The sequence below is a fragment of the Pseudomonas sp. C32 genome (genome assembly GCF_030417915.1).
Taxonomy (GTDB): domain Bacteria; phylum Pseudomonadota; class Gammaproteobacteria; order Pseudomonadales; family Pseudomonadaceae; genus Aquipseudomonas.
In genome coordinates this window covers 1-9,398 of the sequence record NZ_JAUHUK010000040.1, presented here as the reverse complement: position 1 = coordinate 9,398, position 9,398 = coordinate 1, and the positions used below count along the sequence as shown (strand labels likewise).

Genomic DNA, 9,398 nt, shown 5'->3' with positions numbered 1-9,398 from the left:
AGACCAGGGATCGCAATATGCAAGCCGACTCTTTCGCCAGCGGTTGTGGCGATACCGCATGCGCCAAAGCATGAGTCGACGAGGAAACTGCTGGGATAACGCACCGATGGAGCGCGTATTTCGCAGCTTGAAAACAGAATGGATACCGACCGTGGGCTATCGAACTGCGCAGGAAGCACAGCGCGATATCAGCCATTTTTTGATGCATCGCTACAACTGGATTCGACCTCACCAATTCAACGAGGGGTTGGCACCAGCGCGGGCCGAGGAAAAACTTAACGTCGTGTCCGGGATTAGTTGACCACTACATACGCCGCATACCAACCAAAGCGAAAAACGCGTGTTTTGCTCTGTAAGGTCAGGTAGAACTGGGACAGTTCTGGCAGTCAAAGTGTCCTAAAAAACCAGAGACTCATCAAGCTTTCGTAATGGCCTTCGTGCGTTGAACTAACTGGCTTACTCCTAACGAAACCTGATCTACCCAGCAGCGTAACACGGCGCACTTATATCCAGTGACGCGAAGACTTCCTGTACCGAACAATCATCATCAATCCCCATGCTGGGTTGCACGATGCTTAAATTCACGGGGTAGACTCTTCTTTCTTTCATGGATCCTCCAAATTGAGGAAATCATATCGCCCTTAACAGGGGGCCGGAATTATTAGGCCAGTTCACGCAGGCACCTGCTTGACGCAGATGATGCGTTCGGCACGCCTACCTTCCACTAGACTTTGCCGGACAGCACTCTTGGGTAACGATAGTGAAACAGGGATGCAGTCAGGACCAGGTGCATCACGCCGTCGAACTCGACGAACCAGCCGTCCATTCGGTTTCTGGGACGCGGCCGTTGAGGTCAAGCAACTTGCTGACGGCACCGTCCGGGCGTCTTTCGTACACGTGAAAGGTTACCACGGCGCTCCAACTCGATACGTTGCTGAATACCGGCCCGATAGCCTTCCGGCTGATGTGAGGAAGAAATCCGTATGCACTCGATGACGCGCTCGACACCGCCGAATCTTTGGTATACTCGCCGGCCGGCCTCGATCAACTGATCAGCCAGACTCCAGCTTTCTCTTTCATCATTGTGAGACATAGGGACGCTCCAACCGCTCGAGCGGTAAGTAGGGGGAGTGGCCAAATAAAGTTTGAAGCTGAGAGGGAGTGACGTTGCTGGAGGTTAACGCAACGAATGATCACGATCTGAGCGTCACGGGCGGGCGCTGGTGTGGTGCTGAATTGCAGGCGGCTACAATTCCGGTGGACATGGGGTGCAGGTCGCAAACATCCCAGTCTTTTGGCTGATAGTTCATCGCCTTGAACCCGCGAGGGTGGATCCAACGGTGCAATCAACCTTTTGCAAGTGGTTAAGTGAGTTAAGATGAAAACAATTGAAGTCGCGCTTCAGTCAAAATATAACAACATAGACTTGATACGGATCTTGGCAGCTATATTGGTTCTCATAGCTCATAGCTGGCCACTGACAGGTTCAGAGGTAGATCCTGTTGCATCTGTAACCGGGGGACTGATAGGGGGCGGAAGTCTCGCTGTATGTGTTTTTTTTGTTCTGAGTGGATTGCTCGTTACAAAATCCGCACTAGAAAGATCGACAGAAGACTATGTTATTTCCAGGATACTTAGAATTGTACCTGCTCTTTTGCTGGTATCTTTGTTTGACGTAATTATCATAGGCGGCTTTTTTACAAATCTTGGATTTAGGGAGTACATAACAAACCCAACAACAATGGAGCACCTCCTCAACTTCATGGTATTCCCGATACAATACAACCTTCCCGGTGTCTTTGAGGGTGGTACATACCCCCATGTAAATGGCTCCCTCTGGACTCTCCCTATTGAGTGCGCCCTCTATATATTTCTTCCCATTCTGGTTATGCTCCGACTATTGACGAGACGGACGGCGGCACTGGCACTTCTGGCCCTCATATCGATTTTCATATACAGTTCGCTTTACCTAAACATTTCGGACGCAAGCCGTGGCCCCTTCATCTTCAAAGCGGTTCAAACTTGGTCTATCTTACACTATGGCCTCTTCTTCTTCATAGGTTCATTCTCTTACATTTACAGAAAGGAAATCCCTCTCTCGGGCGCACTAGCGATTATCATGATCATTGCATTGTATGGCGCGAAAGGCACCTCCAGCCAAACTCCAGTTCTTTATTTATCCCTATCCTACATTACAATATTTCTCGCTATCGGAATCCCTCAGATTTTCAGTTTAAAGAAAATTGGGGATCTCTCATACGGAACATATATTTTTGCTTGGCCAGTCCAGAAGGCAGTGATTACAGCTTTCGCCTTAACTAATCCGGTCGCAGTGGCAGTTTTCGCACTACCGCTAACTCTTGTACTTGCTTATGGTAGCTGGAGATTTGTTGAACGCCCCATGCTGAATCTAAAACGTAAGTTTGTCTTAAGATCAACAAAGGAGTCCACGTTCGTCAGTAATCAATAAAATAGAATGGGTCATTAAGGGGTGGTCCATACTATGATGGCGATCTTGAAAAACTGAAAACTTGGCCGCCGCTTCGGCACCAAATATTATTTACGTGGCGCTGACTTAGACGAATATGCTGCATTCGACATTGACCCACATGACACCGAACTTCGGTACGGCTCGTCCAGCCCCCTCATGAGGCAGTAGTCGACGAGGTTGATTGGGGGGAGGAATGGCAGTCACCCGCCCTCCCCCAACACACAGATCTGTACGCGCGGAATTACCGCATTCTGCTCCCGTCTTGAGTTTTGGGGCCGAAGCGGGTTATGAGATGCGGATGCATTGGTAATTCACTATGACAGGGTATGAATAGCCGGGCCAACTTAGTCATGCACTCCCAACACAGACGGTTCCGCTGACTTCGCCGTTTAAGAGCGCGTCGCCAGGTACCGATCACTTCACGGCGAAAGGCATCTTGTCGACGCGGCTTAGCGGGTTCGTAATAGTAGTTGCAGCGACCTTTAAACAGACGGCGACCATTGTCCGACCACGGAGACGGGTTCATGCCTACGCTTGTGTAACTGCGCCCGTATTTCCACGATTGTCGTTCTCATACGTTTGGCGATGGTCACGCGTCTAACGGTCGCGGTAGGAATGGCAGTCACCTGCCACCCCCCGCACAGATCCGTACATGCAGAATTACCGCATACGGCTCCTGCCTTGGGTTTTGACGCCGAGGCGGGTTATGGGATACGGATGCATTGGTAACTCTCGTGGATAGGGTATGAAGAAACGGGCCAGCGAAATCATGCGCTCCCAATTCAACCGGTGACGCTGACTTCGTCGTTTTAGAGCATGCCTCCATGCCCCGATAATTTCACGGCGAAAGGCATCCAGCCGCCGCGTATTACCGGGGACATGGTAATAATTGCAATACCCTCTAAACAATCGATTAAACCACTGACCAATCACTGGGACTGGCTCGTGCCTGCGCTTGTGAAGTTGCGCTCGTATCTCTTTGAGCGTTGCCCTCATGCGCTTACCAATGGTTACACGCCCAACCACAAACATACCGCTCTTGGTTTGATCACAGAAATGGGTGAACCCGAGAAAATCGAATGTTTCGGGTTTACCTTCTCCGCGCTTCTTACGATCTTCGACCGCGAACCAGCCAAACCGCAGCAAGCGTGTTTTCTCTGGATGCAAGGTCAGGTTGAACTGCGCAAGTCGAACGTAAGCGGCCAGCGAACACACCTTCAGAAATCCTGAATTAAGGGCGATGGTGTCCGCCTATTTTGATCTGACCCCGAAAAGTTGGACGCCTTCTATGCCCGCCGTGCTTGAGTCCTGTATTCCACAGGGCTCAGGCCGCTTAGTTTCAGCCTGATTCGCGAATGATTATAGTAGTGTATGTAGTCCTCTATACCTGCTTCAAGCTCATCGAGACTGTTGAATTTGTTCAGGTAAAAGAACTCTGACTTCAGCGTGCCAAAAAAGCTTTCCATGGCCGCATTGTCATAGCAATTTCCTTTACGGGACATGCTTGGCTTTACCGCACGCTCGTTCAGCACGCGGCGGTAGATAGGCATCCGGTACTGCCACCCCTGGTCGGAATGCAAGATTGGTTTATCGCGTGGCCGCAGCCTCTCAAAAGCCTTCCGTAGCATCGCACCAACCATGTCGAACAGCGGGCGCCTCGCGGTCTTGAAGGCGATTATTTCGCCGTTATAGAGGTCAAGGATCGGCGAGAGATAAAGCTTCTGCCCCCCGACCCGAAACTCCGTCACATCTGTTACCCATTTCTGATTTGGTCGTTTGGCGTCGAACTTCCGCTTCAGCAGGTTCGGCGCAACCTGACCTTCTCCGCCTCTGTAGGCCCGGTATTTCTTTATGCGCACACAGCTTTTCAACTGAAGCTCGCCCATGAGGCGCTGAACAGTCTAGTGGTTCACGAGATGGCCAGCTCGCCGAACGGCAGCAGTGATACGGCGATAGCCATATCGGCCCTTGTGCTCGTCGAAAATTGAGCAAATTTTGGACTTCAGTACCGCGTATTTATCAACGGATTGCTGCACCTTTTGTTGATAGTAAAAAGTGCTACGGGCCAGGCCAGCCAATTTCAGAAGGCCTTCCAGAGAGTGCTCCTGCCTCAGTTCAATCACGATTTGCGCTTTTTCCGCTGCGCTGCTCGTTCCTTCGCTTGAACCAAGGCATCGAGCTTTTTTAAATAAGCAATTTCCATCCGCAACTGGCTCAATTCGGCCAGCAAATCATCACGCGTACGAGCTTCATCGTCCGAAGATTCAAGCTGAATGGACGGGATGGGGTTTGTCATTTTCTTCTGACGTCCGCTTCCTGGCTGCCGGGACAAGGCCTCCAAACCGCCTTCATCATACCTGCGCTCCCATTCGCCAATGATGTCGGATTTCCGGATATCAAACAGCGCAGCGACTTGGCGATAGGACAGCTCTTCCTCTCGCATGCGCTGCAATACATTCAGCTTGAACTCAGGGCTGTAGTTCTTCTTTTTCTTACTTTTGAGGCCTTCGGCACCAAGTGCCTGATAGGCCGCAATCCACTTTCGAAGCGAAGAAGAATTGACTCCGTGACGATGCGCTACCTCTCGGTGACCTGCGCTCCCCGAACAGTAATCTTCAACAACCGACAATTTCGCCTGCTCTGTGTACTTTTTCATGACACCCCTGGATGTTGATGTCCAACATTTCGGGGTCAGATCATTTTTAAGCGGACGCGATCACCCTTATCGCGAGGATTCTCATGCGCCAACGAAGCTCTTACCCCAAACCCTTCAAGGCCCAGGTCGTGCAGGAATGCCTGCAACCAGGCGCCACGGTGTCCAGCGTCGCCATCAGCCATGGCATCAACGCCAACGTCATCCGCAAGTGGCTGCCGATTTACCGGGACAAACCCGTCGCTCCACTTCCCGCGTTCGTACCGCTGCAACCGATACCTAAAAGGCACGCTGATGAAGCGGTGGTTATCGCACTGCCGCTGGGCGACAAATCCATCACGGTCAAATGGCCCATCTCCGACCCGGACGGCTGCGCACACTTTATCCGCAGCCTATCGCAATGATCCGCATCGACGCCATCTGGCTCGCCACGGAGCCCATGGACATGCGTGCCGGCACCGACACGGCGCTGGCCCGCGTGGTCGCAGTGTTCGGTGCGGCGAAGCCGCACTGCGCTTATCTGTTCGCCAATCGCCGTGCCAACCGGATGAAGGTGCTGGTGCATGATGGCGTGGGCATCTGGCTTGCCGCACGGCGGTTGAACCAAGGGAAATTCCATTGGCCTGGCACTCATCGCGGCCTGGAAGTCGAACTCGACGCTGAACAACTTCAAGCGTTGGTGCTCGGTTTGCCATGGCAGCGGGTTGGCGCTAACGGCGCAATCACATTGATTTAGCCTTGTTTTTGCGCTGTGGCAGGTGGATCGCTTTGGTAAAATCCACTGCATGACTTCCTCGCCCAATCTCGACCAGATGACACCTGAACAACTGCGCGCACTCGCTGCGCAGTTGCTGTCGAAGGTCGACACCATGGGCCGAAAGATCCATCGTGATGAGACGATCATCGAGCAGCTCTCTCACGAAATAGCCATCCTCAAGCGCCATAAGTTTGCCAAGCGCAGCGAGCAAATCAGCCCGGCGCAAGGCAGCTTGCTGGATGACCTGCTCAACACCGACCTTGAGGCCATCGAGGCAGAACTGAATGCGCTTCGTCCTACCCCGACGTCGGACGAAACCCGCCAAAAGCCCAAGCGAGCGCCGCTGCCGCCGCAGTTCCCACGTACCGTCATTCGTCACGAGCCAGAGAACACCCAGTGCGTCTGCGGGTGCCAGCTTCAGCGCATCGGCGAAGACGTCAGCGAGAAGCTGGATTACACACCGGGCGTGTTTACCGTTGAGCAGCATGTACGTGGGAAGTGGGCCTGCCGCCAGTGCGAAACACTGATCCAGGCGCCGGTACCGGCCCAGGTGATCGACAAGGGCATCCCAACTGCCGGGCTGTTGGCCCACGTGATGGTGGCCAAGTTTGCCGACCATCTTCCGCTGTACCGACAGGAAAAGATCTTTGGCCGTGTAGGTCTTGCGATCCCGCGCTCAACACTGGCTCAGTGGGTGGGCCAAACTGGCGTGCAACTCCAGCCGTTGGTGGATGCCCTGCGCGAGGCGGTGCTGGCTCAGCGAGTCGTGCATGCCGATGAAACCCCGGTGCAGATGCTAACGCCTGGCGAGAAGAAAACGCACCGAGCTTATGTCTGGGCTTATTGCACGACGCCGTTCTCGGCACTGAAGGCCGTGGTCTACGACTTCAGCCCCAGCCGTGCTGGGGAACATGCACGTAACTTCCTTGGCACGTGGAACGGCAAGCTGGTCTGCGATGACTTCGCGGGTTACAAGGCCAGCTTTGAACTGGGCATCACCGAAATCGGCTGCATGGCGCACGCTCGCCGTAAGTTCTTCGACCTGCATGTGGCGAACAAGAGCCAACTGGCCGAACAGGCACTGCACTCAATTGGCGGCCTGTACGAGATCGAGCGGCAAGCCAAAGAAATGAGCGATAAAGACCGCAGGCGATTACGTCAGGAAATAGCGGTTCCCATCGCAGGAAAGTTGCATGAGTGGATGCTGGCTCAGCGCGAGCTTGTGCCAGAAGGCTCGGCTACGGCCAAGGCTTTGGACTACAGCTTGAAACGCTGGGTAGCGCTGACGCGCTACTTGGATGATGGTGCTGTGCCCATCGACAATAATCCGGTGGAGAACACGATCAGGCCATGGGCGCTTGGGCGTTCCAATTGGTTGTTCGCTGGGTCTCTTCGTAGCGGTAAACGAGCGGCAGCGATCATGAGTTTGATCCAGTCGGCACGCATGAATGGACATGATCCGTATGCATATCTTAAGGATGTGCTGACGCGGCTGCCGAGGCAGAAGGCCAGTGAGATTGGGCATCTACTGCCGCATCAGTGGATGCCGGGCTGACCTGCGCAAGGTGACTCGGCTGAGCACTTATTCTAATTTTAGGAGAAAACCATCAAGGCTTTATCAATTGTACGGCCCAGTGGCGGCCGAATCGCTTCTGGCGAGAAAACCCTCGAAGTTCGTCGTTGGCATCCAGAATTAGATCCTTCCGAGGATCTCCTGATTGTCGAAAACGGCCGATTTCTCCATACCGATGGGGACGAAGACGATGACGGTATTGCCGTCGCAATTGTGCGCGTGAAAGCCGTGCGCCCCTTCATCCTCGCTGACATGCAAGCAGCTTGTGCAAGCTATTTTGAAGATGGCTGGCTCGCATGGGAGTTGAGTGACGTAAGGCCAGTCACACGCCCTGTGAGCATCCGTGCGGCCCGGGGTATTTACGAGGTAGATTTCAGCTTCTAGACGGACGCTGAACATTGAGCAAGATGTGTTGGGCAGACGCTTACAGTCGAACTTCCAACGCTTGGCGAAAACTCCATGCATCTTCATGCTTTTCAAACCCCTGCACACTGTCGTCTGCGTACCGCACGGCAATCATCCCGCTCTTGGCTGCACGCCGACGCCATTGCCTGACCCATAAATCCATCACGTAGTGCAGGTAGATATTGGCTAATAGCGGTGAAATAGGCGAACCTTGTGGTGTGCCCTGTTTCGCAGGAATGCGCTTTCCGTTTTCAAGAACACCTGTGCGTAACCATCGGGCTATTAACGCTAACACCCGTCGATCCGCGATTCGGTGTTGCAGAAAACACATCATCCACTCGTGATCGATGGTGTCAAAGAACGCACGAATATCCACGTCCAATACCCAGCGAACACGAGAGTTCTGTATTCCTACCGATAAAGCGTCCAATGCATCGTGTTGCCCTCGACCAGGGCGAAACCCATACGAAAGTCCGAGAAAATTCTGCTCATAAATCGCATTGAGCACTTGCACGACCGCGGCCTGGACGATCTTGTCTTCCAAGGCAGTCACGCCCAGCGGTCGCTCGCTACCGTCTGCCTTTGGGATATATACCCGCCGAACAGGTTTGGCTCGATAACAACCACTGTGCACTTTGTCGTGTAGGGCTTTCAGCTTTGTGAGCAGGTCTTGCTCGTACTCTCGCCACGATAGGCCATCCACACCACTGGCCGCATCTCGCTTGAGGTTGTAGAAACTCTCGCGCAACAACTCGACCGTTACGTGGTGCAGCAGGCTCGTGAACTTGACCCGGCGATCCCGCCGGGCTGCTTGACGTACAGCGAGCAACCCTGACAACGCACTTGTCCGGCTCTGAGTCCGGGATGCGGAAGGCTGTTCACTGTTCCCCTTGGCTAACTCCCTTTCCTCCATTACCTCCGCTGAGCCAAGCTCATTGTTCGGCAACTTCCCAGGTACTACGGAGTTATCCGACTTCTCATCCGCGTAGACGGCAAGCTTTTGGCTTGTGGCCTTTCTTGCCCCGTCTGGCGTGTCACGACCAGACACGGATGAGATCTCCCAGCTTCCGTACAGTTGACTTCCCAGCATGCTCAGGGTCTACGACCGCGCAGGGCGTGATGCATGACTTGCGATTATCGTCATGCACACTGTGGCCTTCCGCTTCGCTTAACAGCGTCGGCGCCCCGGACTCATGATTTCGCGGCTCAATGGCTGGCCTGCTGGTTTCCCCTGCCAACGCTTCGCCATACACCTCGCGGTGCATCACGCATGACTCGGGGTCGAGGTGTTTCGCCATAACTTCTCTCGTAGGGAATTTTACCCTTTATCAACTGCCAGCTTGGCTGGCGCACTAAGCGCTCCATAAACCCCACATTCAAAGCGCTTAGCTGATCCCGGATGCTGTGCTCCCGATTCCTTCAGGAGCCAGCTCGCCATGATGCGACCCGATGCCAAAGTCGAAAAAGTGTATCTGTACCCAAAGCCGGTCGACTTCCGAAAATCCATCGACGGCTTGGC

Annotated in this window: 9 protein-coding genes and 1 pseudogene; 6 read left to right on the top strand and 4 right to left on the bottom strand. The window is 53.6% G+C overall.

The window, feature by feature from the left end:
- Both QYH43_RS26635 and QYH43_RS26630 read left to right on the top strand, forming a co-directional pair.
- Positions 1-301, top strand: a 301-nt coding sequence (locus QYH43_RS26635) for an integrase core domain-containing protein (RefSeq protein ID WP_301158495.1), incomplete at its 5' end; no start/stop codon positions are given.
- A gap of 1,077 nt (positions 302-1,378) precedes the next feature.
- Positions 1,379-2,470, top strand: coding sequence for an acyltransferase (locus QYH43_RS26630; protein ID WP_301158494.1), 1,092 nt, complete (start codon positions 1,379-1,381; stop codon positions 2,468-2,470).
- A 681-nt stretch (positions 2,471-3,151) separates the two neighbouring features.
- Here the strand turns inward: QYH43_RS26630 and QYH43_RS26625 are convergent.
- On the bottom strand, positions 3,152-3,706 hold the full coding sequence (locus tag QYH43_RS26625) for an RNA-directed DNA polymerase (RefSeq protein ID WP_301158493.1): 555 nt from the start codon (positions 3,704-3,706) through the stop codon (positions 3,152-3,154).
- A gap of 71 nt (positions 3,707-3,777) precedes the next feature.
- Positions 3,778-5,147: pseudogene (locus QYH43_RS26620) on the bottom strand (IS3 family transposase).
- An 83-nt stretch (positions 5,148-5,230) separates the two neighbouring features.
- On the opposite strand from QYH43_RS26620, the gene QYH43_RS26615 reads away from it, so the two are divergent.
- Genes QYH43_RS26615 through QYH43_RS26600 form a run of 4 tightly spaced genes read left to right on the top strand, consistent with a single transcriptional unit; the run spans position 5,231 to position 7,858 of the window.
- Complete coding sequence (locus QYH43_RS26615; protein ID WP_057452779.1) at positions 5,231-5,548, top strand: transposase; 318 nt, start codon at positions 5,231-5,233, stop codon at positions 5,546-5,548.
- A complete protein-coding gene (gene tnpB / locus QYH43_RS26610) occupies positions 5,545-5,880 on the top strand; it encodes an IS66 family insertion sequence element accessory protein TnpB (RefSeq protein WP_301158492.1) in 336 nt (111 codons plus the stop codon). The genes QYH43_RS26615 and tnpB overlap by 4 nt, the downstream gene beginning before the upstream one ends.
- Positions 5,881-5,929: 49 nt before the next feature.
- On the top strand, positions 5,930-7,456 hold the full coding sequence (locus tag QYH43_RS26605; protein WP_301158491.1) for an IS66 family transposase: 1,527 nt from the start codon (positions 5,930-5,932) through the stop codon (positions 7,454-7,456).
- A 51-nt stretch (positions 7,457-7,507) separates the two neighbouring features.
- On the top strand, positions 7,508-7,858 hold the full coding sequence (locus tag QYH43_RS26600; protein ID WP_080438802.1) for an ASCH domain-containing protein: 351 nt from the start codon (positions 7,508-7,510) through the stop codon (positions 7,856-7,858).
- A gap of 40 nt (positions 7,859-7,898) precedes the next feature.
- On the opposite strand, the gene QYH43_RS26595 is transcribed toward QYH43_RS26600, so the two are convergent.
- A complete protein-coding gene (locus QYH43_RS26595) occupies positions 7,899-8,927 on the bottom strand; it encodes a reverse transcriptase domain-containing protein (protein WP_301158490.1) in 1,029 nt (342 codons plus the stop codon).
- Between the two features lie 270 nt (positions 8,928-9,197).
- A partial coding sequence (locus QYH43_RS26590) for a hypothetical protein (protein WP_301158489.1) occupies positions 9,198-9,398 on the bottom strand: 201 nt, incomplete at its 5' end.

Coding starts and splice junctions, on each gene's coding strand:
- QYH43_RS26630 (WP_301158494.1), top strand. CDS start 1,379: ATGAAAACAATTGAAGTCGCGCTTCAGTCAAAATATAACAACATAGAC.
- QYH43_RS26615 (WP_057452779.1), top strand. CDS start 5,231: ATGCGCCAACGAAGCTCTTACCCCAAACCCTTCAAGGCCCAGGTCGTG.
- tnpB (WP_301158492.1), top strand. CDS start 5,545: ATGATCCGCATCGACGCCATCTGGCTCGCCACGGAGCCCATGGACATG.
- QYH43_RS26605 (WP_301158491.1), top strand. CDS start 5,930: ATGACTTCCTCGCCCAATCTCGACCAGATGACACCTGAACAACTGCGC.